At 69.4% G+C, this 24,433-nt stretch carries 30 protein-coding genes and 1 riboswitch; of the genes, 14 read left to right on the forward strand and 16 right to left on the reverse strand.

Features of this window, described 5'->3' with window-relative positions; genetic code table 11:
* Position 1: 1 nt before the first annotated feature.
* The 5 genes from ACHAA3_RS08415 to ACHAA3_RS08435 all read left to right on the forward strand — a co-directional run bounded on the left by ACHAA3_RS08415 (position 2) and on the right by ACHAA3_RS08435 (position 3,989).
* A complete protein-coding gene (locus ACHAA3_RS08415) occupies positions 2 to 388 on the forward strand; it encodes a heat shock protein transcriptional repressor HspR (protein WP_435708534.1) in 387 nt (128 codons plus the stop codon).
* Positions 389 to 558: 170 nt separating this feature from the next.
* A complete protein-coding gene (locus ACHAA3_RS08420) occupies positions 559 to 2,001 on the forward strand; it encodes a fatty acid desaturase (RefSeq protein WP_435708535.1) in 1,443 nt (480 codons plus the stop codon).
* Complete coding sequence (locus ACHAA3_RS08425) at positions 2,001 to 2,192, forward strand: ferredoxin (RefSeq protein WP_435708536.1); 192 nt, start codon at positions 2,001 to 2,003, stop codon at positions 2,190 to 2,192. Before ACHAA3_RS08420 ends, ACHAA3_RS08425 begins: the two co-directional genes overlap by 1 nt.
* A gap of 1 nt (position 2,193) precedes the next feature.
* Entirely contained in the window at positions 2,194 to 3,393 is a 1,200-nt protein-coding gene (locus tag ACHAA3_RS08430) for an NAD(P)/FAD-dependent oxidoreductase (RefSeq protein ID WP_435708537.1), read from the forward strand.
* 2 nt (positions 3,394 to 3,395) lie between these two features.
* On the forward strand, positions 3,396 to 3,989 hold the full coding sequence (locus tag ACHAA3_RS08435; RefSeq protein ID WP_435708538.1) for a TetR family transcriptional regulator: 594 nt from the start codon (positions 3,396 to 3,398) through the stop codon (positions 3,987 to 3,989).
* Positions 3,990 to 4,066: 77 nt separating this feature from the next.
* Here ACHAA3_RS08435 and ACHAA3_RS08440 read toward each other — a convergent pair whose 3' ends face one another.
* The 3 genes from ACHAA3_RS08440 to ACHAA3_RS08450 all read right to left on the reverse strand — a co-directional run bounded on the left by ACHAA3_RS08440 (position 4,067) and on the right by ACHAA3_RS08450 (position 6,913).
* Complete coding sequence (locus ACHAA3_RS08440; RefSeq protein ID WP_435708539.1) at positions 4,067 to 4,717, reverse strand: hypothetical protein; 651 nt, start codon at positions 4,715 to 4,717, stop codon at positions 4,067 to 4,069.
* Entirely contained in the window at positions 4,710 to 6,002 is a 1,293-nt protein-coding gene (locus ACHAA3_RS08445) for an Ig-like domain-containing protein (RefSeq protein ID WP_435708540.1), read from the reverse strand. The genes ACHAA3_RS08440 and ACHAA3_RS08445 overlap by 8 nt, the downstream gene beginning before the upstream one ends.
* 194 nt (positions 6,003 to 6,196) lie before the next feature.
* Positions 6,197 to 6,913: a mycothiol-dependent nitroreductase Rv2466c family protein gene (locus ACHAA3_RS08450; protein ID WP_435708541.1), complete on the reverse strand. Its 717-nt coding sequence runs from the start codon at positions 6,911 to 6,913 to the stop codon at positions 6,197 to 6,199.
* 165 nt (positions 6,914 to 7,078) lie between these two features.
* Here ACHAA3_RS08450 and ACHAA3_RS08455 point away from each other — a divergent pair, with 165 nt between their 5' ends.
* A complete protein-coding gene (locus tag ACHAA3_RS08455) occupies positions 7,079 to 8,167 on the forward strand; it encodes a fatty acid desaturase family protein (RefSeq protein WP_435708542.1) in 1,089 nt (362 codons plus the stop codon).
* 3 nt (positions 8,168 to 8,170) lie between these two features.
* Here ACHAA3_RS08455 and ACHAA3_RS08460 read toward each other — a convergent pair whose 3' ends face one another.
* Positions 8,171 to 8,926 carry a SurA N-terminal domain-containing protein gene (locus ACHAA3_RS08460; protein ID WP_435708543.1) on the reverse strand — a complete coding sequence of 252 codons (756 nt, stop codon included), beginning with the start codon at positions 8,924 to 8,926 and terminating at the stop codon, positions 8,171 to 8,173.
* A 140-nt stretch (positions 8,927 to 9,066) separates the two neighbouring features.
* Here ACHAA3_RS08460 and ACHAA3_RS08465 point away from each other — a divergent pair, with 140 nt between their 5' ends.
* A complete protein-coding gene (locus tag ACHAA3_RS08465) occupies positions 9,067 to 10,149 on the forward strand; it encodes an FUSC family protein (RefSeq protein WP_435708544.1) in 1,083 nt (360 codons plus the stop codon).
* Positions 10,150 to 10,226: 77 nt separating this feature from the next.
* Positions 10,227 to 10,721 (forward strand): DUF3995 domain-containing protein, encoded by a 495-nt coding sequence (locus ACHAA3_RS08470; protein WP_435708545.1) that lies wholly within the window; start codon positions 10,227 to 10,229, stop codon positions 10,719 to 10,721.
* Here ACHAA3_RS08470 and ACHAA3_RS08475 read toward each other — a convergent pair.
* Positions 10,706 to 11,761 carry a YihY/virulence factor BrkB family protein gene (locus ACHAA3_RS08475; protein ID WP_435708546.1) on the reverse strand — a complete coding sequence of 352 codons (1,056 nt, stop codon included), beginning with the start codon at positions 11,759 to 11,761 and terminating at the stop codon, positions 10,706 to 10,708. The genes ACHAA3_RS08470 and ACHAA3_RS08475 overlap by 16 nt on opposite strands.
* Positions 11,762 to 11,890: 129 nt before the next feature.
* On the opposite strand from ACHAA3_RS08475, the gene ACHAA3_RS08480 reads away from it, so the two are divergent.
* Positions 11,891 to 13,102: an MFS transporter gene (locus tag ACHAA3_RS08480; RefSeq protein ID WP_435708547.1), complete on the forward strand. Its 1,212-nt coding sequence runs from the start codon at positions 11,891 to 11,893 to the stop codon at positions 13,100 to 13,102.
* A gap of 8 nt (positions 13,103 to 13,110) precedes the next feature.
* A complete protein-coding gene (locus tag ACHAA3_RS08485) occupies positions 13,111 to 13,875 on the forward strand; it encodes a MerR family transcriptional regulator (RefSeq protein WP_435708548.1) in 765 nt (254 codons plus the stop codon).
* Positions 13,876 to 13,938: 63 nt separating this feature from the next.
* Here ACHAA3_RS08485 and ACHAA3_RS08490 read toward each other — a convergent pair whose 3' ends face one another.
* The 3 genes from ACHAA3_RS08490 to ACHAA3_RS08500 all read right to left on the reverse strand — a co-directional run bounded on the left by ACHAA3_RS08490 (position 13,939) and on the right by ACHAA3_RS08500 (position 16,696).
* Positions 13,939 to 14,175, reverse strand: coding sequence for a hypothetical protein (locus tag ACHAA3_RS08490; RefSeq protein WP_435708549.1), 237 nt, complete (start codon positions 14,173 to 14,175; stop codon positions 13,939 to 13,941).
* Positions 14,176 to 14,240: 65 nt separating this feature from the next.
* On the reverse strand, positions 14,241 to 15,077 hold the full coding sequence (locus ACHAA3_RS08495; RefSeq protein WP_435708550.1) for a sigma-70 family RNA polymerase sigma factor: 837 nt from the start codon (positions 15,075 to 15,077) through the stop codon (positions 14,241 to 14,243).
* Positions 15,078 to 15,229: 152 nt separating this feature from the next.
* On the reverse strand, positions 15,230 to 16,696 hold the full coding sequence (locus ACHAA3_RS08500; protein WP_435708551.1) for a hypothetical protein: 1,467 nt from the start codon (positions 16,694 to 16,696) through the stop codon (positions 15,230 to 15,232).
* Between the two features lie 86 nt (positions 16,697 to 16,782).
* Between ACHAA3_RS08500 and ACHAA3_RS08505 the strand changes: the two genes are divergently transcribed.
* Complete coding sequence (locus ACHAA3_RS08505; protein ID WP_435708552.1) at positions 16,783 to 17,106, forward strand: putative quinol monooxygenase; 324 nt, start codon at positions 16,783 to 16,785, stop codon at positions 17,104 to 17,106.
* Between the two features lie 16 nt (positions 17,107 to 17,122).
* On the opposite strand, the gene ACHAA3_RS08510 is transcribed toward ACHAA3_RS08505, so the two are convergent.
* Together ACHAA3_RS08510 and ACHAA3_RS08515 are read right to left on the reverse strand one after the other, a co-directional pair.
* A complete protein-coding gene (locus ACHAA3_RS08510) occupies positions 17,123 to 17,476 on the reverse strand; it encodes a VOC family protein (protein ID WP_435708553.1) in 354 nt (117 codons plus the stop codon).
* Positions 17,477 to 17,520: 44 nt separating this feature from the next.
* Complete coding sequence (locus ACHAA3_RS08515) at positions 17,521 to 17,862, reverse strand: TraR/DksA family transcriptional regulator (protein ID WP_435708554.1); 342 nt, start codon at positions 17,860 to 17,862, stop codon at positions 17,521 to 17,523.
* A 122-nt stretch (positions 17,863 to 17,984) separates the two neighbouring features.
* On the opposite strand from ACHAA3_RS08515, the gene ACHAA3_RS08520 reads away from it, so the two are divergent.
* Entirely contained in the window at positions 17,985 to 18,824 is an 840-nt protein-coding gene (locus ACHAA3_RS08520; protein ID WP_435708555.1) for an alpha/beta fold hydrolase, read from the forward strand.
* Between the two features lie 31 nt (positions 18,825 to 18,855).
* Here the strand turns inward: ACHAA3_RS08520 and ACHAA3_RS08525 are convergent, their stop codons facing one another.
* Together ACHAA3_RS08525 and ACHAA3_RS08530 are read right to left on the reverse strand one after the other, a co-directional pair.
* Positions 18,856 to 19,143, reverse strand: a complete 288-nt coding sequence (locus ACHAA3_RS08525) for a DUF309 domain-containing protein (RefSeq protein WP_435708556.1) — start codon at positions 19,141 to 19,143, stop codon at positions 18,856 to 18,858.
* A 140-nt stretch (positions 19,144 to 19,283) separates the two neighbouring features.
* Positions 19,284 to 19,502, reverse strand: a complete 219-nt coding sequence (locus tag ACHAA3_RS08530) for a PLD nuclease N-terminal domain-containing protein (RefSeq protein ID WP_435708557.1) — start codon at positions 19,500 to 19,502, stop codon at positions 19,284 to 19,286.
* Between the two features lie 82 nt (positions 19,503 to 19,584).
* A riboswitch (TPP riboswitch) is annotated at positions 19,585 to 19,676 on the forward strand.
* Here ACHAA3_RS08530 and thiM point away from each other — a divergent pair.
* Positions 19,668 to 20,477 (forward strand): hydroxyethylthiazole kinase, encoded by an 810-nt coding sequence (thiM, locus tag ACHAA3_RS08535; protein WP_435708558.1) that lies wholly within the window; start codon positions 19,668 to 19,670, stop codon positions 20,475 to 20,477. It overlaps the preceding riboswitch by 9 nt.
* Positions 20,478 to 22,592, forward strand: a complete 2,115-nt coding sequence (locus tag ACHAA3_RS08540; protein ID WP_435708559.1) for a bifunctional hydroxymethylpyrimidine kinase/phosphomethylpyrimidine kinase — start codon at positions 20,478 to 20,480, stop codon at positions 22,590 to 22,592. It begins immediately after the preceding gene.
* 6 nt (positions 22,593 to 22,598) lie between these two features.
* Here the strand turns inward: ACHAA3_RS08540 and ACHAA3_RS08545 are convergent, their stop codons facing one another.
* From ACHAA3_RS08545 to ACHAA3_RS08560, 4 genes are read right to left on the reverse strand one after another with little or no spacing between them, the layout of a single operon-like run.
* Positions 22,599 to 22,745, reverse strand: coding sequence for a hypothetical protein (locus ACHAA3_RS08545; protein ID WP_435708560.1), 147 nt, complete (start codon positions 22,743 to 22,745; stop codon positions 22,599 to 22,601).
* A gap of 23 nt (positions 22,746 to 22,768) precedes the next feature.
* Positions 22,769 to 23,143: a DUF2200 domain-containing protein gene (locus ACHAA3_RS08550; protein ID WP_435708561.1), complete on the reverse strand. Its 375-nt coding sequence runs from the start codon at positions 23,141 to 23,143 to the stop codon at positions 22,769 to 22,771.
* Between the two features lie 29 nt (positions 23,144 to 23,172).
* Positions 23,173 to 23,550, reverse strand: a complete 378-nt coding sequence (locus ACHAA3_RS08555) for a nuclear transport factor 2 family protein (protein ID WP_435708562.1) — start codon at positions 23,548 to 23,550, stop codon at positions 23,173 to 23,175.
* Positions 23,547 to 24,428 (reverse strand): acyl-CoA thioesterase, encoded by an 882-nt coding sequence (locus tag ACHAA3_RS08560; RefSeq protein ID WP_435708563.1) that lies wholly within the window; start codon positions 24,426 to 24,428, stop codon positions 23,547 to 23,549. Before ACHAA3_RS08560 ends, ACHAA3_RS08555 begins: the two co-directional genes overlap by 4 nt.
* Positions 24,429 to 24,433: the final 5 nt, after the last annotated feature.

Below are 24,433 nucleotides of genomic sequence, written 5' to 3' on the forward strand. Positions count from 1 at the left end.
CATGACGGATCCTGGTTTCGTGCCGCCCGGCCCCGAGGTCAAGGTGTTCGTCATCAGCGTGGCCGCCGAGCTCTCGGGGTTGCATCCGCAGACGCTGCGCACCTATGACCGCCTGGGCCTCGTGCAGGCGGGGCGCACCGGCGGCGGCGGCCGTCGCTACTCGCTGCGCGACGTCGAGCTGCTGCGCACCGTCGCCCGGCTGACCGCCGAGGGACTCGGGCTCGAAGGGGTCAAGCGCGTCATCGACCTGGAAAACCAGGTCTCCGCCCTGCAGGCCAAGATCGCCGAGCTCCAGGCCGACCTCGCCACAGCCCACACGGTCCAGAACCTCCCAGTCCCCCTAGCCACCCAGCAACTAACCGTCTGGACCAGGCGCCCCGGCCGGTAGGCCCCAACTTTTGTAGCGGTACGCAGGCATCGGAGGCTCCGATACCTGCGTACCGCTACAAAAGTTGGGGCTCTGCTGCCCGGATTCGACAATTTGCTCCCTCTTGTCAACTGCTTGACATTTCGCTATCGTTTGTCGAAATCGTGACGCAGTGCACTCAGGAGGACGTCGTGAGCAGCTCCCCAGCCGATCAGACCGGCACCATCCCGGACGGTTCCACCGAGATGTGGACGGACAAGAAGCGCTACCTGTGGCTGATCGGCCTCGTGGTCCCGTCGCTGGCCTTCGTCGGATATGGCGGCTGGCGACTCACCGACGTGGGCGCGTTCTTCTGGATGGGTCCCATCGTGGTGCTCGTGATCGTGCCGGCCATCGATCTGTTCGCCGGCCTCGACCGCTCCAATCCGCCGGACGACATGATCGAGTCCCTCGAGAACGACCGGTACTACCGCTGGGTCACCTATGCCTTCCTGCCGCTGCAGTACGTCGCGTTCCTGGCCGCGATGTACCTGATCGTCCAGGGCGACCCCTTCGGTGGTGGCGACCTGTCGCTGCTCGACAAGATCGGCTTGTCCGCGACCATCGGCTTCATCGGTGGCATCGGCATCAACACGGCCCACGAGCTGGGGCACAAGCGCGAGGTCAATGAGCGCTGGCTCTCCAAGATCGCGCTGGCGCAGACGTTCTACGGGCACTTCTACATCGAGCACAACCGCGGTCACCACGTGCGCGTCGCCACTCCCGAGGACCCGGCGTCCTCGCGCTTCGGCGAGAACTTCTACCAGTTCTGGCCGCGCACGGTCGGTGGTTCGGTCAAGAGTGCCTGGGGTGTGGAGAAGAAGCGCTACGCCCGCAAGAAGACGCACCCGTTCCACGTCGGCAACGACGTGCTCAACGCCTGGGCCATGTCGGCGGTGCTGTTCGGCGCCGTCATCATCTGGTTGGGCATCGGCGCGGTGCCGTTCCTCGTCCTGCAGGCCATCCTCGGCTTCTCGCTGCTGGAGATCGTCAACTACATGGAGCACTACGGGATGAAGCGCCAGCTGGTCGGCCCGGAGGGCAAGCAGCGGTTCGAGCGGGTCACCCCGGAGCACTCATGGAACTCCAACAACATCGCCACCAACGTGCTGCTGTACCACCTGCAGCGCCACAGCGACCACCACGCGAACCCCACCCGCCGGTACCAGACGCTGCGCGACTTCAAGGAGAGCCCGGTGCTGCCCACCGGCTACGCCGGCATGATCGTGATCGCGTTGCTCCCGCCGGTGTGGCGTCGGGTCATGGACCGTCGCGTCGTCGAGCACTACGACGGGGACATGACGCTGGCCAACGTGATGCCACGCAAGCGCGAGAAGGTGCTGGCCCGCTACTCCGCCACCTCGCAGGAGACCGTGGTGGCCCGCGAGGACACCATCGTCGACGTCAACGCCGACGAGGTGCTGGCGGCGCGCTGTCCCGGGTGCGGACACACGTACGAGGTCGCGGCGGGCAACGAGCTCGAAGGATTCGCGGCGGGCACGTCCTGGGCCGACATCCCCGACGACTGGTGCTGCCCCGACTGTGGCGTGCGTGAGAAGGTCGACTTCGTGCCGATCGACAAGGTGGAGGCTTGATGCGCATTATCGCGGACCATGACACGTGTGAGGGGCTCGGCATGTGCGAGGCCATGGCGCCGGACTTCTTCGAGGTCGGCGACGACGACCTGGTGCAGGTGCTGAACTCCGAGCCCGCCGAGTCCGATCGCGGCGACGTCGAGGCCGCGACGCTCGCGTGCCCGGTGATGGCGCTCAAGCTCGAGGGCTGAGGTGCGACTGGTCGTCGTGGGCGCCTCCCTGGCCGGGCTTCGCGCCGTCGAGGCTGCTCGGCGGGCCGGCCACACCGGCGAGATCGTCCTGGTCGGCGCCGAGGAGCACCTGCCGTACGACCGGCCACCGCTGTCGAAGGCGTACCTCGACGCGGACTCAGACGGTGAAGCTACGGTGTTTCGCGACGAGGCGTCCTTCCGTGACGAGCTCGACGTCGATGTGCGCCTCGGCGTCGCCGCCACCGGCCTCGACATCGAGGGCCGCACGCTCCACCTGGGCGAGGACTCACTGGACTACGACGCGCTGGTGATCGCGACCGGTGCCTCGCCGCGGCCGTTTCCCGGTGCTGACGAGCTCGTCGGCGTGGCTGCGCTGCGGTCGCTGGACGACGCGCGCACGATCCGGACGGCGCTGGACCAGCAGCAGCGGATCGTGGTGATCGGTGCCGGACTGATCGGATCGGAGGTCGCGGCGGCGGCGCGCAAGCGTGACCTGCCCATCACGGTGGTGGAGGCCGCCGATCTTCCCCTGACCCGCAGCATCGGGCCGGACGCCGGGCTGGCGTGCGCCGAGCTGCACCGGGCCATGGGGGTGGACCTGCGCCTCGGCACCGGCGTCGACGCGCTGGAGTCCGAGGACGGGCGTGTCACCGGTGTGCGCCTGAGTGACGGCCAGGTGCTGCCGGCCGACCTGGTGGTCGCGGCCACCGGCGTCCTGCCGAGCACCGCCTGGCTCGCCGGCAGCGGGGTGACGCTGCACGAGCGCGACGGCGGCATCGTGACCGATGCTGCGCTCAAGGCAGCGGACGGGGTGTGGGCTGCCGGCGACGTGCTGCACACGAGACTCGAGAACTGGACTGCTGCGGCGTCGCAGGGTGCCGCGGCAGCCAAGCACGCGATCGGCGAAGACCCGACCGACTGGGACGACGTCGCCTTCTTCTGGTCCGACTGGTACGACCGACGCATCCAGATGCTCGGCACGGCCGACGCCGACGAGGTGCGCGTGATCCATCCGGGCGACACCGGTGACGACGTCGCGCGCGGCTTCCTTGCCCTGTATCGCCGCGGTGATCACGTGGTGGGCGCGTTGTCGATCGACCGCCCCCGCGACATCATGAAGTTCCGTCGCCGCATCGCCGATGCGGGTGCGTGGGACGAGGCGGTGGCCTTCGCGGTTGAACGGGTCGGGCTAGCCTCATGACTGTGGCCGCACCCTTGCAGATCGGTTCCCCCGACATCTCGGTGATGCGGCGGCGACTGCTGGACACCGCGCTGCAGATGACGGCCGCCCGCGGGTGGGGATCGATCACGATGGGCCGCCTGGCGAGCGAGGCGCGTGTCAGTCGCCAGACGGTCTACAACGAGATCGGCACCAAGCCCGCGCTGGCCGAGGCCATGGTCCTCGACGAGCTGTCGCGCTTCCTGGCCGTCGTCGATCGGGCGTTTGACGACCACTCCGACGACGTGATCCACGCCCTGCGCGCCGCGGTGCACGACGTGCTGACGATGGCGCAGGGCAATCCGTTGCTGCAGGCGGTCGCCTCAGCCACCCACGGAGCCGAGACCGACCTGCTGCCCCTGCTGACCACCCACGCCGGACCCCTGCTGGAGATCGTCACCGACGTGGTCCAGACACGCGTCGCCGCCCACGACACCGGCCTCGACGACGACCGCCTCGCGACCATCGTCGACGTCATCGTCCGCTACGTCCTCAGCCACGTCATGCAGGACCCGGTCGACCCCGACCAAACGGCCGACGGCCTAGCCTGGATCGCCCAGCAAGTCCTCCGCCGCTGACCAGAACCCCCAACTTTTGTAGCGGTACGCAGGTATCCGAGCCGGGTTTACCTGTCTTTCGCTACAAAAGTTGGGCCTTAGGGCCGCTCGTCCAGGGGGGTCATGGGGGGCATGAGGTGGGTGAGCTCGGCGGACATGTGGGTCCAGCGGCTCGCCGCTCGCATGCGGTCGCCCTCCGCAGTGCGCTGGCCGTCGCCCCACAGGCGGGGCCAGCCGCGGGCGAACGTGAGGGTGCCCGCTGCGGCGAGCAGTGCTGTGCCGATGCTGCGGCGTCGCCAGGCTGGTGCCACGTACAGCTGGTCGCCGAAACCAGAGGATGGCACCCAGCTGAAGGCGCCGATCTGGTCGGCGCTGGTGACGCTGGTCTCCTGGAGCTCTGCAGCGTTCAGCAGGGTTCCGGGCTCCACGTCGTGACCGCTGAAGGCGATCAGTGTCGCGGTCGCGGGCGTGGCCTTCACGTCGTGCAGCTCGCCGAACCACAGCGGCGGTGCCTTGGGTGCTGCGTGGGCCGTGACCTCCAGCCGCCTCACCCGCCGGTCGGCGTCAGGGCGGGCGAAGACCACGGCATCATCACCGAGGTAGGCGAGCGCCTCGGCCTCGGGCAGGTCCAGGACCTCTGCGTCGTCATGACGATCGGACTGGGCGATCGCGACCCACGCCACCGAGCCATCGGCGGCGCGGGCGCGACAGCGCCAGATCGGGAAGGCGACCGGTGCGGGATCAGCCACGATCGGCGGCGCCGACACGACGGCGAGACCGCAGGGTCAGCCAGCCGCCACCGGTCAGCAGCAGGGCGCCGTAGCCCAGCAGGGAGAGGTCAGGCCCGCCGGTGTTCGGCAGAGCCGAGCTCACCGCAGCGGCCTCGCGCGGCTCGTCAACCTCCTCGGCCACCGGAGCGATGACCTCGTCGGCCTCGACCTGCACCGTGACGGTGGCCGTGTCCGAGCCGTTCTGCGTGGTCAGCGTGTAGGCGAAGGTGTCCGTGCCGCTGAAGTCGGCGTCGGGGGTGTAGCGGGCCACGCCGTCGTCGTCGATCGTGACGGTGCCGTTCGAGGCGTCGTCATCGATCTCGACGCCGGTGATCGGCGTGATCGACGGGTCGTCGTTGGCCAGCAGGTCGATATCGACTGCTTCGCCCTCGTCGGTGGTGGCGGAGTCGTCGACCGCCACGGGCGGGGTGCCCTCGTTGTCGAAGATGACGTCGGCCGTGGCGAAGATATCGCCGCACGTCTCGGACTCCTCGCCGGTCTCGCAGGGGCTGAGGACTGCCGTGTCGGCTGAGGCTTCCAGACCCTCGACGGCACCCGTCTGGACGATCGTCGCCGTCTCGCCCGGCTCGAGGAAGTAGGTCTGGATGTCATTTTCGTCGCCGTCGCTGATGTCGACCGATCGGGCCTGGCTGCCGGGGAAGGGGAATCCGGAGTCACTGTCCCCGGGGCAGACGGATTCTGCGTCCGGGTTGTCGGCGCCCTCGTCGAAGAAGCGAGGCTCGGTCGTGCAGGTGATGACTTCGGTGCCGCCCTCGCCGCCGGTGAAGGTGATCTCGAAGGTCGAGCCGATTGTGCCGCCCTCGGGCACGAACGAGCCGTCGGCGACCTGGACGCCGACGCGGAACTTCCGGTACCCGAAGTCGGTCACGATCTCCCCGCCTGCTGCGCGCTGCTCGGCCGCCATCCGCTCGGCCCGGGCATCGCCCGCGGGAGCCTCGATCGACTCCTCGGCGGTCGCCTCGTCCTCGGCTGCGGCGTCTTCCGGAGCAGCCGACGGGTCGGTCGGCTCGGCGACTTCGTCGGTCACCTCGGTGTCGGCCGGGTCCTCGGCCGGCGCGTCGACCGCTGGAGCCTCGGTGGCGGGGGTTTGCTCCTCAGGAGCCTGGGTGGTGTCGATCGGATCGGCGACGGTGGCGTCGTCGGCCATCGCGGGTGACCCGGCGAGCACGGTGGCGAGGGCGGCAGCCCCGGTGATGGCGATCGAGGTGATCGACGAGCGCAGGGGACGGTGCTGCAACGACATGGAGTTCTCCCGAACAGGACAAAGGCCTCACACAGCGTGCGGCATGCTGATCATGTCGGTGCCGGCCCCCGGTGGCAAGCGATATGACGTAGTCCGTTGGGATCATTTTTGGTCGGGCCAAGCCCCAACTTTTGTAGCGGTACGCAGGTATCCGGGCCGGTTTTACCTGTCTTTCGCTACAAAAGTTGGGGCCTCTACTTCTTCTGGCGGCGGCTGCCGGCGTGCCAGTCCTCCTGCGCGCCGGCGGTGCCTTCCTCGACGCCGAAGGAGCGCAGCTGGGGCTTCTCGCGCAGGCTGCGCTTGAGCTCGGCGAACCCCGGGAACGTGGCCAGCCCGACGACGTGGTCCCACAGCTGGGCGGCCTCTTCGTCGTTGGGCAGGCGGCTGATCACGGGGCCGAAGAAGGCGGCACCCTCGGGCGGTGCAATGTGCAGGATCGGGGTGCCGACATCCTTGCCAGTGAGCTTCAACGCCTCGTCGGTCTCGGTCTGGATCTGGGCGTCGCGCGAGTCGTCGTCGAGGTGCGCGGTCAGCGCTTCGGGCAGGCCGGCCTCGGTCAGGGCAGCGGTGACCAGGGGCCCGATGTCCCCGGCATCGTATTCCTGCGGCTCGACGTCGAAGATTCGCCGGCCGAGAGCGGGATACAGGCGAGCGACGGCGTCGGGGCCGTGGTCGTCACGCACGTGGGCCAGGACGCGCAGCATCCGAAGTCCCGCGGTGTGACCGACCTCGTACTCGGGAGGAAAGTGCGCGTCGTAGTCGATGTGCGAGTTCAGCAGGCGCAGGGAGATGAAACGCCACTCCACGGTGTAGTCACGCTGAGCCTGCACCGTGCGGACCCACGTGCTGGTCATCCAGGCGAACGGGCAGACCGGATCGAACCAGAACCGGACGTCAGGAGAGGAAGTCATGTGCTCCAGTGTGCCGGTGAGCCGCGTGACCGGCAGTCCGTGCAGAGCCAGAGTTTATGTTGCCGACGCGTGATGACCGTCCAGGTGTGTCACGATCGGATGACGAGATCCAGTGTTCGGCATCCAGCCGCGACAGCTCGAGAATGTACGCCGGGGAGCGGTCAGATGACCACAAACGTCCAGCTTGCAGGCACCGGGGACCGACACGAGCCTTCGTCCTACGTCAGCCACTTCACCGATCTGGTGCGCGAGGTGCGGGGAGCCGGTCTGCTGGAGCGCCGTCACGGCTACTACTGGGCACAGATCGGGGTTCACGTCGCGGCGTTCTTCGCGATCTGGGTGGGGTTCTTCCTGCTCGGCAACTCGTGGTTCCAGCTGATCCTCGCCGCAGCGCTCGGCGTGATCGTGACGCAGTTCGGCTTCCTCGGCCATGACGCGGCGCACCGACAGATGTTCACGTCGGGAGCCTGGAACTCCTGGACCGCACGCATCCTGGCCGGTGGATTCGCCGGGCTGAGCTTCGCGTGGTGGCGGGCCAAGCACAACGCCCACCACAAGGCGCCGAACCTGGAGGGGTACGACCCCGACATCGGCGCCGGTGCGATCGCCTTCACGCCGGGCATCATCGCCGACCGCACCACCGGTTTCGCCGGGTGGTTCTCCAAGCGCCAGGGGTGGCTGTTCTTCCCGCTGCTGACGCTCGAGGGCCTCAACCTGCACGCCGAGAGCATTCGCGCGGCCCGGGACAAGACATCCAAGCAGCCGTGGCGGCGCACCGAGCTGGCCCTCGTCGTGACCCGGCTGACCGTCTACGTCGCGATCTTGCTGGCCTTCCTGCCGTTGGGCAAGGCGGCCGCGTTCTTCGCGCTCCAGATGGCGGTGTTCGGGTTCTGCCTCGGGGCCTCCTTCGCGCCTGCCCACAAGGGGATGCCGATCGTGCCGCCGGAGATGAAGCTGGACTTCCTGCGCCGCCAGGTGATGGTCTCGCGCAACGTGAAGGGCAACCCGGTCGTCGACTGGGCGATGGGTGGACTCAACTACCAGATCGAGCACCACCTGTTCCCGAGCATGCCGCGCTGCAACCTGCGCAAGGCCCAGCCGCTGGTCCGTGCGCACTGCGAGGCCAACGGCGTCGACTACATGGAGGTGGGCCTGTTCCACTCCTACGCGATCGTCGTGGACTACCTCAACAATGTGGGCATCCGCGCGCGCGACCCGTTCGACTGTCCGCTCGCCGCGCAGCTGCGCGGCTGACCGCTACAGGTTGATCGTGATGTCGGCGTCCTTCTTGAGCTCGTCGACGAGCGCCTGAGCCGCGGAGTTCTCGTTCTCCTGCTGGACCTGCTGCTCGAGCTGCGGCCGCGCATCCTCAAATGACGGCACCTCAGGCGCCTCGGCGCCTTCCTCGGCGCCCTCGGCGGCAGCCCTCTGCTGCTCGACCACGTCGTCGTAGACGGTGCGCAGGTCCTCCTCAGACGGCTTGCTGTCACCGGCTTCCTCGGCGGTGAGGCGGTCGAGCTTGACCTGTCGCTCGAGCTGGGAGTCGATCTCCGCCTCGTCCAGTCCCTGTGCGGTCAAGGTCTCGACCAGCTCGTCGGGCGAGCTCAGGCCGTTCTGCTCGGCCAGGGCGGCCAGGGTCGAGTCGAGGTCCTCCTGGCTGACCTCGTAGCCTCGCGCGTCGGCCTCGTTCAGCAGCAGCTGGGTGTCCACGAGTGCGTCGGCGGTCCGCTTCTTCAGTGCATCCTGGTCGACCGGCTCACCGCCGGCCTGGGCCTGGGCGGCAGCGCTGGTGAACTGCGCCTCGTAGGTGATGGCGAACTCTTCCTTGGTGATCTCGGTGTCGTCGACGACCGCCACGACGTCCGGCACGCCGTCGAGGTCGGGCTCGGAGGAGGCGGGCGAGTCCGAGGCGGAGTCGCTGGGCGACTCCTCGGAGCCGCCACAGGCCCCCAGGACTCCGGCTGACAGCAGTGCAGTGGCAGCGACAGCCACGATTCGCTTGCGAAGACTCATGGCGACGACGCTAGCAATGCGAGGAAAGCGGGCCGGGGGCGAAGGTGGGCATCCCATCCGTCCCGGTTCCGGCTCGACGAGGTTTTGTGGCGGGCGAGGATGGGTAATTGTGCATGAGAGGGAGAAGAGATGATCAGGGTATGAGGGAGCACGACGTCCGGGGATCTGTGGCGGCCTCGGTCGGCTCGTTGCGCGATCCCGCGACGCAGACCGACCTGCTGCAGCTGCTCAAGGCGGTGGCCGCGTCCGTGGGCGCCTGGTGGATCGCCGACGACCTGCTGGGATTCGAACAACCCTTCCTGGCCGCGTGGACCGCACTGCTGGCCGTGCACGCGACGATCTATCGCAGCTTCGTGCAGGGGGCGCAGTCGGTGCTGGCGACCGTGCTGGGGATGGTCGTGGCGGTGGCAGCCGCCGAGCTGTTGGGTGCGAACCCGCTGTCCCTGGCCATCGCCTTGGTGGTCACCTTGCTGTTCGCGCGGGTGCGGACGCTGCGCACCGAGGGTCTGACGGCGGCCACCACGTCGCTGTTCATCATCACGACCAACTACAACCAACAAGAGGCGATCCTGCTGGATCGTTTCGGTGACCTGGTGGTGGGGGTCGTCGTGGGAGTCCTGGTCAACCTCATGGTCTTCGCTCCCCTGGCTGCACGCAGTGCCGAGCAGCAGGTCGATCGGGTCGATCGGAAACTGGGTGGGCTGATGCGCCAGATGGCCACCGAGATAGGCGAGGGCCCGACGTCGGAGCAGGCGGGGGACTGGGTCGAGAAGACGCGAGAGATCGACCGGGATCTGAACCGCGCGCGGCGAGTGATCGACCACGCCCAGGAGAGCCAGTGGTGGAATCCGCGCCGCTCGAGAGTGCAGGAGTCCCCGACGCCTGCGAGTGATCGCGACCTGCTCATCCGGCTCGAGGAGGGAGTGGCTCAGGTCCGGGCGATGGCCCGCGTCGTGCGCGAGTCGACCTTGGCGGCGGAGGACTGGGCTCCAGAGTTCCGGGACCCGTGGCTGCGCCTGCTCGCCGACCTGGCTGAGCGGGTTGCTGATCCCGATCAGGAGGTCGCGTCGCTTCGCCAGCAGGTCAATGATCTGGCGCGGGACCTGTCCAGCGCAGATCTGCCCGGGCTCTACTGGCCGATGTACGGCGCCCTGATCTCCTCCACCCGCATCGTCATCGACGTCGTGGACGACGTCGCCTCGGGCCGCCCGGTTCGAGTCTGAGGACAGGCCAGGAAGTCCGGGACGGCTCAGGGGCAACCCCGATGGCCTTCGGGCGGTCTGCCGCCGAGGATCGAAGCATGAGATCACCGAACCGCGCTGCCGCGCTCGCCATGGTGCTCGCCGGGGCGTCGGCTGTGGTGTCGATGTGGTGGCTGTGCGGCGGGACCCTCGGGCTCGACGCGCTGGGTGGCGGCCTCGAACGGCTGGCGCGCGAACGCTCGGTGACGGCGCTTGCGGCCTTGAGCATGGTGGTGGTTGCCAAGCTGGTCGCCGTCGTTCTGGCCTGGTCGATGACGCGGTCGCGCGTCTCCCCGACGCTGGTGCGTCTCGCCACCTGGGGCGGTGCGGCGCTCGCCGGCTACGGACTGCTGCTGACCGCCGGGAGTGCCGTGGGTCTGGTGCTGGACGGTGACGGGGCCGACCGGACCGCTCTGTGGTGGCACGCCCTGCTGTGGGACCCGTGGTTCGCGATGTGGGGCCTGGCCCTGATGGTGGCGGGCCGATCAGCTGCACGCTCGCCCTCGACGATTCAGGACGACTCGCACAGGTCCGCTGACTACGTCGGCGACTGAGCTTCGGGTCGCGCTGCGCGCTCATCGCCGCTGGACGGCACCGTGTGTGTCATCGACGTGTGGACGGTCGTGGGCCACATCCGTTCGATCTCGGCGTTGAGCTCGGCCCCGAGGAGGACGGCGATGGAGGAGACGTAGAGCCACAGCACCACCGCGATCGGCACGCCGAGCTGGCTGAACACGGCGTCGCCGCCGATCGTCAGGGCCAGGTAGGCCCGCAGGCCCGCGGCGGCCAGCAGCCACAGGATCATCGCGAGAAGTGCCCCTGGGAGGTCGCGTCGCCACGGAGTCCGCCACGGCACGCCGACGTGGTAGAGCGTCGTGATGCCGGCGATCGCGAGCGCGGCCAGGACGGGCCAGTACAGCGCCCCCAGCACGTCCAGCGTCACGGAGGCGACGGCGTCGGGTGCCAGCCACTCGACGATCCGCGGGCCGAGGACCAGCAGCGGGAGGAGCGCGATCGCGCCCAGCAGTGCGGCTGTGGTCAACCCGACCGCGAGCAGTCGACGTTTCCAGCTCGGTCGGGACTTCTCGATGTCGTACGCGATGGTGATCGTCTCCAGTGCCCGGGCCGTGGCCCGGGATCCCGTCCACAGGCTCAGCAGGGCACCGACGGAGATCACGTCGGCGCGTCCGTCGGAGAGTACGGTCGACGCCAACCGTTCGTACGAGGCGTAGGTCTGATCGGAGAGGAATCCCCGCGGCAGGTCGAAGACGATCCGGTTCAGCTCTTGCGCGCCCGCCGGCCCCAGCGCGTCGGCGACGAAGCCGAGCGAACCCAGGATGACCAGGATCAGCGCGGGCAGCGAGATCAGCGTGAACAGGGCGATCTCGGCGGCCAGCCCGGGCACCCGGTCCTCGACCGTGTCTCGCCAGGTGCGCTGGGTCAGCACCCAGCCTCGCTGCAGAGGATGGGGGAGGCGGTCGTACGTGTCCCGTGCCTTGTCGTCGGCCCAGCCACGAGATCGCGCGGCGAGTGCGGCAATTCGTCCGTGCCGATCCGCGGGTGACTGGGGGGACTCGTCCGGGGTGCCTGACATTGACTCCATCGTACGAGGGCGTGAGCACGAGATGTGTTCGGAACGGATCGTGAAGACATGGATCGGATGATGGGTGGCGTCGCGAGGAACGCTTGACCCCGACGCGGCGTCGTAGTTTCTGCTGGGGGCATGGATCGCTCGGTGCTCGTCTACCTCACCTCCTACGGCTTTTCCTCCTTCGGCAACTCGGTGGCGGCGGTGGTGCTGCCGCTGGTCGTGCTGATGACCACCGGAAGCGCGCTCGACGCCGGGATCGTGGCGGCCGCGACGGCCGGGCCGGCGGTGCTGGCCGGGCTGCTGATGGGAGGTCTCATCGACCGCTACAACCGCAGGACGATGTCGATCGTCACCGATCTCGTCTCGACGGTCGCCATCGCGGCCCTGCCGATCGTCGACCTGATCACCGGACTGTCCCTCGGTTGGTTCGTCCTGTTCGGCATCCTGTCCTCCTTCGGCGACGTCCCCGGGCTCACCGCTCGCGAGACACTCGTGCCAGATGTCCAGAAGCGCAGCGGCCTCAGCTTCGAGCGGATCGTCGGGCTCCGTGAAGGCGTCTCGGCGGTCACGATGATGGTCGGACCGGCCGTGGCTGCCTCCCTCGTCGTCCTGCTCGAGGGCGCCGGAGCCCTGTGGATCACCGCGGGTCTCTCGCTGGTCGCTGCCGTGACCACCCTGCTGATGCCGCGCGACATTGGCCGGCGTGCCCCCGCCGAGGCCGACCACTCGCCGCGGCGGGCTCTCGCGGACATGTCCACGGGAATGGTCTGGCTGCTCAGGCGGAGCCCGTTGATCCTGTCGGTCACCGCGGTCAACCTGGTGCTGGTGACCGTCCTGGTGGCCCTGCAGGGACTGATCCTCCCGGTGCACTTCACCCTGCTCGGCCAGGAGGACAGGCTCGGGCTGGTGCTCAGCTCCCTCGCCGCCGGGATGCTCGTCGGGGCCGGGACCTACGCGATGCTCTCCTCGCGGCTGAACCGTCGCGCCTGGTTCACGCTCTCGCTCGCCGGGACCCTGCTGGGCATCGGCACGATTGGCGCTCTTCCGCAGGTGATGTGGATCTTCGCCGGCGCGGCCACGCTGGGCCTGTTCGCGGGCGTCCTCGGCGCGCTGCTCGGCGTCGTGATGATCGAGGCCGTCCCGGACGACCTGCGTGGGAGGGTGATGAGCGCCCAGAACGCCCTAATCACGGCGACTCCCGCGGTGGGCATCCTGGGTGCGGGGGTTCTCGTGGAGGAGGTGTCCCTGACCGCAGCCGGGGGGATCGCCGCCGCCGTGTGGTTCGCTGCTGTCGTGGGGGCGCTGCTCCTACCTCCCCTCCGCCGACTCGACTCCACCGCCTGAGGAACACCATGCGCAGTCACGACGTCGCCGAGCTCGCTGGAGTCAGCGTGCGGACCCTTCGGCACTATCACCAGATCGGCATCCTGCCCGAGCCGTTCCGCCAGGCCAACGGCTACCGCAGCTACGACCTCGCCACCATCGCCAGGCTTCTGCGCATCCGCCAGCTCACCGAGCTCGGTGTCCCGCTGGACCGCGTGGAGGTTCTGCTCGAGACCACCCCGGACGAGGGCATCCTCGATGAGATCGACAGCCGGCTCACCGCCGCGATCGAGCGACTGCAGGGGCAGCGCCGCCAGATCGCGCGCCTGCGCGAGACGGGCGAGAGAGCCGACCTCCCCGAGGGTCTGGCGGAGATCCTCTCCCTCGGACCGCCGAGCGGGACGGTGGGCGTGCTCGCCGAGCTGGATCAGGACACCCTGCTGCTGGTGGCTCGCGTCCTCGGCCCGGACACCCTGAACCGGCAGGCGCTCGACGACCTCGCCGGCGTCCTGCAGTCGATGACCGACGACGCCGACCTCGGGGCCGCGGGAGCGGAGTTCGACCAGCTCCCTGTCGACGCCACGTCCGCCGACATCGGGCGGGCCGCGCAGCGACTGGCCACCGCGCTCGCCCCGATCGTGGTGCGGCTCCAGGACTCTCCAGCCGGCCGGGCAATCTCCCGCACGTCCGCCCGGCGGTGGCCGGACCCGTCCCAGGACAGTCGGCTCAACCCGGCCCAGGCGCGCGCGATGACTCAGCTGACCGAGCTGCTGGACCGTGACGAGCCCGGGTGATGCCCGTGCACCCCGACGTGGTGCGAGCGACCCAACGCCACACCGATCCCTGATGCTGCGCGGTCAGTCGTCGGGGAGGGCGGCGAAGGCCCGCTTGGTGTCTCGGTACCAGCCCATCGACTTCTTGGGGTGCCGCCAGCGGCTCTTCATGGCGTCGCGGGCCTCCTGATGGGTCGAGTCTGCGGCCTTCGCCGCTTCCTCGAGGTGGCGGTCCTGGGCCTTGATGATGTCGTCGGCGCTCTCGCCGTGGTGCTCGAGGTCGCAGGGCCCTCCGAGGGCCTGGCAGGTCATGGTCTTCATGGTCGTCTCCTCCTGATGTGGTCTCCTGATGTGCTGACGATCGAAACGGTGAAGGTGTGACTGGGTCAGCTGCGCGGCCGACCGCCGTGTCGGCGCACGACCTGCGCGAGCACGTCGGGCGCTGCGCGGAAGGTGATGGCGTGCACGAGGCCGTCGTCGAGGGTGAAGTCGAAGACGACCCTGGCCGCGCCGAGGTGGAACCAGGCCGTGCCGGGCCGGTCGCCGATGAAGACCGGGAGCGCGGCCGCGGCGCTGCCGTTGAAGAACGTCGCCACCTCGTCGCGGCCCTGGATCTGTCGCGGTGTGCCAACCAGGACTGCGGCATCGTCCGCGGTCACGGCGGCGTCGGGTGCGAGCAGTCGCAGCAACGTGTCGAAGTCGCCGTTCTTGGCTGCGGCCATGAAGGCGTCGACCACTTCCCAGTCGGCTGGACGGCCCTCGGGATGGGGCTGGGCGACCTTGGCCCGTGCCCGCGAGGCGAGCTTGCGTGCGGCCGAAGGTGTGGTGTCCAGGAGCGACGCGATCGTCGGGAACTCGAAGCCGAAGCTGTCGTGGAGGACGAAGGCGACCCGCTCACGCGGGGAGAGCCGGTCGAGCACGACGTGCAGGGCGAGGCCGACGGTGTCGGCAAGCGCGACGTCCTCGGCCGGATCATTGACGGTCTCTCCGAGCTCGACGTCGTCCACGGGTACGGGAGTGCGTGAACGCAGCCGGTCGAGGCACAGTCGGGTGGTCACCGTCGTCAGCCAGGCCGGGAGGTTGTCGATCTCGGCGTCCGTCCGGTGCAGCCGCAGCCACGCCTGCTGCACGATGTCCTGAGCCTCGGCGTGATCGCCGAGCACCCGGCTGGCGATCCCCACCAAGCGCGGTCGTTCAGCCTCGAACATGTCCGTCTGGTCCACGGCCTTCACCCTTCCACCTCTGTTGGTCACCCTGCTGACGCGCGAAACGGGCTGGGTGTGACCGCTCGGCGTGGGCGAGTCGGCGTTCGATCGTCATGCCAGTCCTGAGCGATCGATGGTCCGGACGTTCTGGCCCGTGGTCCAGCCGACCGTCAGACGCGACTGCCGGCGTACCCCAGAACGGCCGCGAGCCCCAGCGCGCTGCGCGGCTCGTAGGGCGTTCGCCACAGTCCGCCGTGGACGGCGGCGTACGCCTCGTCCTGCCAGGGATGGTGGTGCACCGGGGTGCCGACGGTCAGGTCGTGCACGAGCAGAGCGGCCATCAGGACGTTGGCGGTGCCGGGCTCGAAGACCTCCACCCCGAACCGGTGGGCCCCTGCGAACGCTGCGGCCAGCGCGCGGCTCTTGACCACGGACTTGGTGCGGGTCGACGGCGCGACGTGGAACGACACCGTCTGCCCGTCGCGTCGGGCAGAGGTTGCGCGCCAGCGCTGGATCCGCTTGGCCAGGGCGTAGTTCGGGCCCTGCACGGGCACGAGTGCATCGCCGATCCCGGGGTCGGCGTCGGGTGAGTAGGCGCGATGCAGCAGGCGGCCGCGCGTCGTCCAGCTCAGCGGCCGGCCGAGGGTCTTGGCCGTCGCCGAACGCTGTGCCCAGGCCGTGTTGGAGTGCTCGACCGCCTCGCGCGGGACCACGAACACGTCGGTGGGTGTGGCGAGGAAGGCGAGCGCGGTGTCCGGACGAGCCATCGTGAGGCGCCGACCCAGCACGTCGGCTGCCACCGAGACCAGCACGTGCGAGCCGCCATCGGCATACAGGTAGTTGCCCAGGGTCAACCGGCCGTCGAGCGATCCCAGCCAGTCAGCCACCGCAGGAACGTCGGCGACCAGATCAACCCCCGCAGAGCCGGCGATCCCTGTCGAGGCGACGTCGGTGTCTCGCTCAACCGGGACGAGCAGCCGACCAGCCCCCTTCTCGGCGGTCTCGACGATCCGCTCCCACACGGACGGGACAGGCAGGTCGACGGCGGCCACCGTCGCGCCCCACCTCAACAGGGCGGTGAGTGGTCCCATCTCGGCGCCGGCGCCGAGCACGGCCACCGTCTGACCGGGCAGCGCCAGCCACTCGGGATGCGCGGCGACCTCCAGCACCGCCTCCACGGCCGACGGTTCCAGCACGCCCTCGCGCGCCCACTGCTCGAGCTGGTCGCGCAGAGCGGCACCACTCAGGCGGCTGCCCCGGTACGGCAGGGTGAACTCCGTGTCGGGCTCGCGCTGGCCGCGAATCTCGATGGTCTCGAGGTTCGTGGAGCTCTCCATCTCGAGCACCGAGTCGAGCGGAAGATCCTCCCCGTCCTGGGTGATCACCCGCATGCGCGCGTGCACCGAGTCGAGGCCCGCGTCCGCGATCGCTCGCCACGCTTCCGGTTCGGGGAGCCCTGCCTCGACGAGTCGGCGCATGTGCAGCAGGTAGCGGCTGCGCCAGGCAGTCTCCTGCTCCGCGGCTCGACCGCCGACGGGATCGACGGCGCGCAAGGCGTCGGCCACGATGGCGCGACCCGTGGACGTGGTGCTGCGATTGCCGTCGGGCTGGGCGGGGAAAGCGATGCCGGGCGTCATGGCCCCATCATGGTCCACGCGGGTACCGCAACGGTGCGACTACCGTCGGGGTGGGTAGTTGCCCATCCTCACTCCCAGGAGACGAATTGATCCTCATCACCGTCAAGACCAAGGTCAAGCCGGGCACCGCCGAGGAGTACCTCGCGGCGAACCGCCCCTTCCTCGAGGCAACGCGTCGGGAGCCGGGCAACAAGTGGTTCGAGCAGTACCGCAGCGTCGACGAACCTGACACGATTCTCACCTCGGAGGCGTTCGACGACGCAGCGGCAGGCGAGGCGCACGTCAACTCCGAGCACTTCCAGGAGTTCCTGGCCAATCCGGCGACCAAGCCGTTCGTCGCCGAGACGCCCGACATCATCTACGTCGACGTCCCGGACCAGGACGGTTGGGGCAGGATGGCCGAGTTCTGAGCCGTCGCGGTTCGGGTCAGCGGTGCTGCTGGACGATGTTGAGCACGTTGCCGTCCGGAGCGCGGACGAAGAAGCGCCGCACGCCCCACTCCTCGGTGTTCAGCGGGTGCACGATCTCGAAACCGCGCCGCACCGCCTCGCCGTGGGCGGCGTCGACGTCGTCAACCGTGACGGAGAGCACCGGGTCCTCGGGGGCGGTGGCGTCGGGGGTCATCAGCTGGACGCTGGTTCCGGTCTCCGGTGAGGTGTAGCGCGCGACCCAGCCCAGGTTGAACTCTTCGTCGGCCAGCCCGAGGTAGTCGGTGTAGAAGCTCTTGGCTGCCGGGAGGTCAGGCACGTGAAGGTCGGCGATGATCCGGGTGACACGCATGCGTTGCTCCTCACAAGGGTGAGCAGCAACGATACCGATGGCAGTCAATGTACGGAGGCGCACCGGATGCAGGTGCGTGCCGTGGGTCTGGCCCGGAGCCTGCCGTCACCGATCGGCGCACCGCACTGCTCGCACGTCCCATACGTGCCGGAGTCGAGTCGCGCCACGGCGGCGTCGATCTCCGCGAGGTGCAGCTGCGCCTGCCGGACGAGGGCCCCGATCTGCGAGCGCTCGAAGGCGATCGTCGCGCCCTCGGGATCGTGCTCGTCATCAGCGTTGGTGTCGCGGGAGGCCTCCACCACCGAGGCGTGATCGTTCGTCAGGTTCGCCAGGCGTCCAAGCGTCTCCTGCTGATCGACCTCGAGCTGAGCGCGCACGTGTTCCACGACCCCATCGTGACGCACCGCGCACGGACAGCTGCTCAGTCACCGCGTCCCCTCCGTGCTGGAGCGATACGATCACGACGTCCGATCCACGATCACTGCGAGGGATCCCCATCATGGCGCGCATGACTTCGCAGACGGTCGTGCTGCACCGTCACGAGCTGTCCTACATCGACAGCGGCTCCGGTCCGGTCGTGCTGTTCATCCACGGCATCCTCGGGTCGCAGCAGCAGTGGTCCCACCTGGTCGACGCGATGGACGACGACCACCGCGTGATCGCGCCCGATCTCTTCGGGCACGGCGAGTCGGCCAAGCCGCTGGGGGACTACTCGCTCAGCGCGCACGCCGCGGCCATGCGCGACCTGCTCGACCACCTCGGGGTCGACCGGGTCACGCTGGTGGGGCACTCCCTCGGCGGTGGCATCGCGATGCAGTTCTTCTACCTCTTCCCCGAGCGGGTCGAGCGACTCGTCCTGGTCTCCAGCGGTGGCCTCGGGCGCGAGGTGAACCTGATCCTGCGGTCGGCGACCCTGCCCGGCGCGGCCCAGGTGCTCAGCGTCGTCGCGTCCGCCCCCGTTCTCTCGCGGGTCGAGGCGCTGGGGCGCGGCGCCTCGAAGCTGGGTTGGAAGCCGGGCGCCGACGTCAACGCGATCTGGCAGGGCTTCAGCTCCCTGGGCGATCGCGAGAGCCGGGTCGCCTTCCTCGCCACCACCCGCGCCGTCATCGACATCGGCGGGCAGAGCATCAGCGCCCACGACCACCTCGGGGACGCGCTGCCGATCCCGGCCATGATCGTGTGGGGCACGAAGGACCGGATGATCCCCGTCGAGCACGCGCGCAGCGTGGAGCGCGAGCTCCCCGACTGCCGGGTCGAGCTGTTCGAGGGGGCCGGACACTTTCCGCACCTCGACGATCCGGAACGCTTTGCACGCGTGCTGCGTGAGTTCATCGCCACCGACGCCTGACCACCCGAGGGCCTCGAGCGGTCGGAACGACTCAGCTCTCGTCGGCCGCCTGGTCGAGCGCGCAAGCGATGACGGCCGTCAGGTCGAGCCCGTAGGTCGGGCCGTCGCCGACCGCATAGGCCTGCACCCGCCCCGCGCCACGCTCGAGGAGGCGGGCCGCTCCGACGGTGTTGCCGCGTGCGGCGTGGGTCAGGCCGACGCACACCTGCGCAAGTCCCTGCCACAGGTCACGCTCGGCTGGTGGGGCGTCCTTCCAGCGAGCCTCCAGGACCTCGTGAGCAGCGAAGGGCCTGCCCTCGTCCAGCAGCCTGCGAGCCACGTCCACCGTCTCCAGCGCCGGGAGCGGTTCCTCAGAAACGGGCTCGACACCCACGGCCCCGTAAGGGAGAGGACGACCGAGGGCGTCGCGAGGCCGGCTCTGTCTGGGCCGCCCAACGTCGTCGCGGTCTCGGCCACCGGTCACGTCGAGCGCCGACCCGCCGCGAAGTACGCCAACGGGCCCACGGGCTGGACGAAGGACGCGAGCACCCAGATCACCTTGGGGCCCCGAACCGTGGTCGCAGGCCGTCGAGCGAGATCTCGCAACGCCGCGATGGTGACGATCGCCTCGGCCGCGCCCGCAGCGAACACCGCTCGCTGCTGACCGGTCGTCAGGTCTGACCACTTCCTGGTTGCCATGACTCGACGCTACCCCGTCGGGCAGACACGCAGCGTCGAGTACGAGGACAGCGCAGCTGGTCGCACCGTAGGCTGGGCATCACCACCTGACACGGGGTGCCCTGCGGGGCTGAGATCACACCCGTCGAACCTGATCTAGCTAGAACTAGCGAAGGGATGTCGCGCATGACGCGTACGCCTACCGACCTGCTGAACACCACCGGCGACCTGTTGTCCCAGGTCCGGACCCACGGGCCGTTGGTCCAGTGCCTGACCAACACGGTGACCACGAATCTCGTCGCCAACGCAGTGCTCGCGGTGGGAGCGAGCCCCGCGATGGTCGACATTCCCGGCGAGGCCGGTGTCCTGGCGCAGGCCGCTGGGGCGGTGCTGATCAACCTGGGTACGCCCTCGGGCGAGCAGCGCGAGGCGATGGTCGAAGCGGCCCGCGCTGCCTCGGCCTCAGGCACCCCCTGGGTGCTCGACCCGGTGGGTGTCGGGTTGCTGCCGATCCGCACCGCGCTCGCTCAGCAGCTGCTGGAGCTGCGTCCGACGGTGGTGCGCGGGAACTCCTCGGAGATCCGCACCCTGGCGGGATCCGGTTCCGGTGCACGCGGTGTGGACGCGGTCGACGAGGTTGAGGCGGCCCGCGACGCAGCGGTCGAGATCGCCCGCTCGTCGGGCGCGGTCGTCGCGGTGTCGGGCGAGGTGGATCTGATCACCGACGGAGCCACGGTGGTGCGGGTCGCGAACGGCACCGAGCTGTTCACCACGATCACCGGCGCCGGGTGCGCGTTGGGCGCGGTCACGGCAGCGTTCGTCGCGGTCGGCGAGAACCCGCTGCTGGCCACCATCGCGGCGTGCACCGCCTACGAGATCGCCGGGGAGCTGGCCGCAGCCCGGGTCGAGGGGCCGGGCTCGTTCGTGGTGGCGTTGCTGGACACGCTCAGCGTGATCGACGCCGACACGGTGACGAGCCACGGACGGGTGTCGTAGATGGACCTGTCCATCTACCTGGTGACCGATGCTGCGCAGGTCGAACGTGGTGGCCGTGACTTGGTGGATGTCGTCGTCGAAGCCGTCGCGGGCGGGGTGACGGCTGTGCAGGTGCGCGAGAAGCACGCTGATGTCCACGACGTGGTGCGCCTCGTCGAAGCCCTGTCCCGGCGACTGCCCGCGCACGTCGCCCTGTTCGTCAACGACCGGGTCGACGTGTTCCTGGCCGCCCGTGCCCGGGGCGCACGGGTCACCGGCGTGCACGTGGGCCAGCAGGACCTGCCCGTCGAGGAGGTGCGCGCCCTGGTCGGGCCTGATGCGGTGATCGGGTTGACCGCGAACACTCCAGAAGATCTGGCTGCGGCCGAGACGAGCCCGGCCGGGGTCGGGTACGTCGGCATCGGCATCGTGCGCCAGACCGGTTCGAAGTTCGACGCCCCTCCCACGTTGGGCGTCAAGGGTGTCGCCGCCCTCGCCCGCAGCTGCGCGCTGCCAGCGGTCGCGATCGGCGGGATCGTCCCCGACGACCTGCGCGCCCTCCGCTCCGGTGGACTTGCGGGCGCAGCGGTCGTTTCCTGGGTCTGCGCTTCACCCGACCCGCGCACCGCCGCCGCCGAGCTGGCCCGGGCCTGGGCCGGGGAGCCGCGGCCGATGACCCAGATCCCCCGGGTGCTGAGCATCGCCGGCACCGACCCCACGGGAGGTGCGGGGATCCAGGCTGATCTGAAGAGCATCGCTGCGAGTGGCGGCTACGGGATGGCGGTCGTCACCACGCTCGTCGCGCAGAACACCACCGGCGTCCGCAGCATCCACACCCCACCGCTCGACTTCCTGATCGAGCAGCTCCGGGCGGTCAGCGACGACGTGACCATCGACGCCGTCAAGCTCGGGATGCTGTTCGACGCCTCGATCATCGCCGCGGTGGGGGACTGGCTGGGGGCGAACCGACCTCCGGTCGTGGTGCTCGACCCGGTCATGGTCGCCTCCAGCGGTGACCGGCTCCTCTCCGAGGACGCCGAGTCCGCCCTGCGGGAGCTTCTCCGCAGCGCAGATCTCGTCACCCCCAACATTCCCGAGCTCGCAGCACTGCTGGGTGAGGATCCTGCTCTCACCTGGGATCACGCACTCCGACAGGCGCGTGACCTCGCGGCACGACACGACGTGCAGGTGCTGATGAAGGGTGGACACCTCGACGACGCCGAGTCCTCCGACGCCCTCGTCACCCCCGGCGGCGACGTGGACGTGTTCACCGCGGCCCGCATCGACACGCCGCACACGCACGGCACGGGCTGCTCACTGTCCTCCGCGATCGCCACGCTCCAGCCCCGCATCGGCGACTGGGCCGAGTCGGTCCAGCAGGCGAAGACCTGGCTCACCGAGAGCATCGCTGCGGCCGACCAGCTCCACGTCGGCCACGGCAACGGCCCCGTCTCACACTTCGCCGGGTTGTGGAGGCGCGGAGGAGTCCCCGCGATCACCGCCGAGCAGATCGCTGGCGACTGGTGGGACGGTGTCGCGGACACAAGAGCCGCGATCGATGACCTCGAGTTCGTCCGCGGCCTCAGCGACGGCACGCTCGAGCAGGAGTCGTTCGCCTGGTACCTCGCGCAGGATGCCCTCTACCTGAGGGAGTACTCACGGGTCCTCGCCGAGGCGAGCAAGCTCGCACCGACCCCTGCCGAGCAGGCGTTCTGGGCCTCCAGTGCCCACGGCGCCATCGCCACCGAGCTCGAGCTGCACGCGAGCTGGCTGCCGACCGGCGCCGTGTTCGACGCCGAACCGAGCGCCACGACCACCGCGTACGTCGACCACCTGCTGGCGATCGCCGCGCGCGGTGGCTACGCCGTGCTGATCGCAGCGGTGCTGCCCTGCTTCTGGATCTACGTCGACGTGGGCACCCGTCTCGCGCCCCACGCGACATCGGACCACCCGTACGCGGCCTGGCTGCGCACCTACGCCGATCCGGAGTTCTGTGCCCTCAACGATCAGGCCATCGAGATCGTCACCCGCCACGCCGCCGCGACCGACCCCACCACACGAGAGCGCATGCGACGAGCGTTCGTGACCTCCAGCCGGCACGAGCTGCAGTTCTTCGCCGCGCCGATGCTGCGGTGAGCTCGGTCAGCGCGGCGGTGTGCGGCCCTGGTTGCGACGGTCCTTGACCTGTTGGACCGCGCGCTTGATGCGTGCCTGGTTCTGCGGCTTGCGAGCCTCGTCGAACACCATCTTGGCCACTCCAAAAGCACCGGCTTTTCTCATCATTCCCATGGCTGAAAACTAGCGCAGGAGACCTATCCCTGCTGGGGGAGGACGCCGGGCGTCCGAGGTTCGCGCAGGACCTTCTCCATGGCCTTGCCCTTCGCGAGCTCGTCGACGAGCTTGTCGAGGTAGCGGATCTTCTGCATCAAAGGATCCTGGACATCCTCGACCCGGACACCGCACACGCTGCCCGTGATCAGGGCCACCTGAGGGTTCAGATCTGCTGCGGCGAAGAAGTCCTCGAACGTGGTGCCGGCCTCGAGGTGCTGGGTCAGCTGGGACTCGTCGAAGCCGGTGAGCCACTCGATGACCTCATGCAGCTCGGCACGGGTGCGCCCCTTGCGCTCCAGCTTGGCGACGTAGAGCGGGTGGACCGACGCGACGCTCGTGGTGAAGATCCGGTGCATGCGGCGATGCTAGCGCTGGCCGGCGGACCTCAGGGCGCGAACGATGCCGCCTCGGCCGAGTCGATGTACTCGTCCAGGCGAGTGATCTGGCCGTCGACGACCGTGATGACGGCGCACGCGTGCAGCGCCACCTCCTCGCCGGTCGAGACCCGCGTGCCGCGCAGCACGTGCTGCTGCACCGCTCCGCCCTCGAACGCGGTGACACGGCGCTCGGTGTAGCGACGGTCAGACACCCACCGGGCCATGCCCTCGAGGAGGCGGCCGTTCTGCTCGACGCTGGTCTCCTTGTCGTCGTGGTTGTGCCAGATGACGGCGCCGGGCGCGTAGATGTTGGCCAGGTCGGTCGCGTCGCCGGCCTCGGCAGCGGCGATGATGCGATCGAGCAGGGCGATGTTGGGGTGGGTCATGAGGTCTCTCCTGGGGTGGGGTCGGGTAGATCGCGGAACAGGGCTTCCTGCACCACGTGACAGACGGAGTCGCCGTGCAGGTCGAAGACCGCGGCCTCGATGAGGGCGCGGCCGGATCCGGCCATGGGGGTGGTGTGCTCGAAGAGCAGCCACTCGTCGGCGCGGGTGTCTCCGCGGAACCACATCGTGTGGTCCAGCGAGACTGCGTCCCACCGGCTGGCGAGACTGCGTTCGTGACCGCTGATGTGGCCGTGTGGTGTGACGGCGGTCGACATCAGCATCAGGTCGCTGGCGTACGCCAGGGCGGCCCGATGCACCAGTGGATCGTCGCCGAGCGCGTGCGTCGAGCGCATCCAGACGCCGTTCCGCGGCGAGGCCGAGTGCGGCACCGTGCCGGGGACGTCGGGGGCCAGACGCACCTCGATGGCGGCGAAGTCGGCCCAGAACTCGCCGAGACCGCCATCGGCCTCGGCCACCTCGGCGAGCGTGGGGCAGTCTTCGGGCCGCGGCGTGCTCGGGGCGGGTCTGCTGTGCGCGAGACCGGGTGAGTCGGCGGCGTGCGAGACGATCGTGCGGCACAGCAGCCGGTCGCCCTGGCGGGCGCTGACCTCCCGTGTCGAGATGGTGCGGCCGTCGCGCAGCCGCTCCACCGCGAACGTCACCGGCTGGCCGGGCAGCCCACCGCGCAGGAAGGTGGTGTGTGTCGAGTGCACCGTCTTGCCCTCCACGCTCGAGCCTGCCGCGATGATCGACTGACCGACCAGCTGACCCCCGAAAAGCTGGGGCAGCCGCAACCCGTCGGTGCGCCCGGTCCAGACGTCGTCCTCGGTCCGATCGAGGACGAACAGCTCGGCCAGACCGGTCGTGGCCTGCGTCATGACGT

Source organism: Aeromicrobium sp. CF3.5, assembly GCF_051262695.1.
GTDB lineage: Bacteria > Actinomycetota > Actinomycetes > Propionibacteriales > Nocardioidaceae > Aeromicrobium.

What these genes read in the sequence shown, in the direction of transcription:
- ACHAA3_RS08415 (WP_435708534.1), top strand. Translation starts at nt 2, where the DNA reads ATGACGGATCCTGGTTTCGTGCCGCCCGGCCCCGAGGTCAAGGTGTTC.
- ACHAA3_RS08425 (WP_435708536.1), top strand. Translation starts at nt 2,001, where the DNA reads ATGCGCATTATCGCGGACCATGACACGTGTGAGGGGCTCGGCATGTGC.
- ACHAA3_RS08445 (WP_435708540.1), bottom strand. Translation starts at nt 6,002, where the DNA reads ATGTCGTTGCAGCACCGTCCCCTGCGCTCGTCGATCACCTCGATCGCC.
- ACHAA3_RS08450 (WP_435708541.1), bottom strand. Translation starts at nt 6,913, where the DNA reads ATGACTTCCTCTCCTGACGTCCGGTTCTGGTTCGATCCGGTCTGCCCG.
- ACHAA3_RS08455 (WP_435708542.1), top strand. Translation starts at nt 7,079, where the DNA reads ATGACCACAAACGTCCAGCTTGCAGGCACCGGGGACCGACACGAGCCT.
- ACHAA3_RS08460 (WP_435708543.1), bottom strand. Translation starts at nt 8,926, where the DNA reads ATGAGTCTTCGCAAGCGAATCGTGGCTGTCGCTGCCACTGCACTGCTG.
- ACHAA3_RS08465 (WP_435708544.1), top strand. Translation starts at nt 9,067, where the DNA reads ATGAGGGAGCACGACGTCCGGGGATCTGTGGCGGCCTCGGTCGGCTCG.
- ACHAA3_RS08470 (WP_435708545.1), top strand. Translation starts at nt 10,227, where the DNA reads ATGAGATCACCGAACCGCGCTGCCGCGCTCGCCATGGTGCTCGCCGGG.
- ACHAA3_RS08475 (WP_435708546.1), bottom strand. Translation starts at nt 11,761, where the DNA reads ATGTCAGGCACCCCGGACGAGTCCCCCCAGTCACCCGCGGATCGGCAC.
- ACHAA3_RS08480 (WP_435708547.1), top strand. Translation starts at nt 11,891, where the DNA reads ATGGATCGCTCGGTGCTCGTCTACCTCACCTCCTACGGCTTTTCCTCC.
- ACHAA3_RS08485 (WP_435708548.1), top strand. Translation starts at nt 13,111, where the DNA reads ATGCGCAGTCACGACGTCGCCGAGCTCGCTGGAGTCAGCGTGCGGACC.
- ACHAA3_RS08490 (WP_435708549.1), bottom strand. Translation starts at nt 14,175, where the DNA reads ATGAAGACCATGACCTGCCAGGCCCTCGGAGGGCCCTGCGACCTCGAG.
- ACHAA3_RS08500 (WP_435708551.1), bottom strand. Translation starts at nt 16,696, where the DNA reads ATGACGCCCGGCATCGCTTTCCCCGCCCAGCCCGACGGCAATCGCAGC.
- ACHAA3_RS08510 (WP_435708553.1), bottom strand. Translation starts at nt 17,476, where the DNA reads ATGCGTGTCACCCGGATCATCGCCGACCTTCACGTGCCTGACCTCCCG.
- ACHAA3_RS08520 (WP_435708555.1), top strand. Translation starts at nt 17,985, where the DNA reads ATGACTTCGCAGACGGTCGTGCTGCACCGTCACGAGCTGTCCTACATC.
- ACHAA3_RS08530 (WP_435708557.1), bottom strand. Translation starts at nt 19,502, where the DNA reads ATGGCAACCAGGAAGTGGTCAGACCTGACGACCGGTCAGCAGCGAGCG.
- thiM (WP_435708558.1), top strand. Translation starts at nt 19,668, where the DNA reads ATGACGCGTACGCCTACCGACCTGCTGAACACCACCGGCGACCTGTTG.
- ACHAA3_RS08540 (WP_435708559.1), top strand. Translation starts at nt 20,478, where the DNA reads ATGGACCTGTCCATCTACCTGGTGACCGATGCTGCGCAGGTCGAACGT.
- ACHAA3_RS08545 (WP_435708560.1), bottom strand. Translation starts at nt 22,745, where the DNA reads ATGGGAATGATGAGAAAAGCCGGTGCTTTTGGAGTGGCCAAGATGGTG.
- ACHAA3_RS08550 (WP_435708561.1), bottom strand. Translation starts at nt 23,143, where the DNA reads ATGCACCGGATCTTCACCACGAGCGTCGCGTCGGTCCACCCGCTCTAC.
- ACHAA3_RS08555 (WP_435708562.1), bottom strand. Translation starts at nt 23,550, where the DNA reads ATGACCCACCCCAACATCGCCCTGCTCGATCGCATCATCGCCGCTGCC.
- ACHAA3_RS08560 (WP_435708563.1), bottom strand. Translation starts at nt 24,428, where the DNA reads ATGACGCAGGCCACGACCGGTCTGGCCGAGCTGTTCGTCCTCGATCGG.